Source organism: Bacillus sp. FJAT-27445, assembly GCF_001510665.1.
Taxonomy (GTDB): Bacteria; Bacillota; Bacilli; order Bacillales; family Cytobacillaceae; genus Bacillus_D.
The window spans coordinates 706,116-706,365 of the sequence record NZ_LMTI01000002.1; the positions used below are offsets into that span (position 1 = coordinate 706,116).

Annotated in this window: 2 tRNA genes; both read right to left on the reverse strand. The window is 50.0% G+C overall.

The features are described 5' to 3' along the window. Positions 1 to 14 precede the first annotated feature (14 nt). Positions 15 to 90: transfer RNA gene (locus AR337_RS08160), tRNA-His, on the reverse strand. Positions 91 to 108: 18 nt separating this feature from the next. Continuing rightward, positions 109 to 181 (reverse strand) — tRNA-Phe (locus AR337_RS08165). Between the last annotated feature and the right edge of the window lie 69 nt (positions 182 to 250).

Below are 250 nucleotides of genomic sequence, written 5' to 3' on the forward strand. Positions count from 1 at the left end.
TATAATATTATAAATGGGGCGACTGATGGGAATCGAACCCACGAATGCCTGAACCACAATCAGGTGCGTTAACCACTTCGCCACAATCGCCATTATCAAAAATAAAGGTGGCTCAGGACGGAATCGAACCGCCGACACAAGGATTTTCAGTCCTTTGCTCTACCGACTGAGCTACTGAGCCAAAAAAAATGGCGGTCTGGACGGGACTCGAACCCGCGACCTCCTGCGTGACAGGCAGGCATTCTAACCA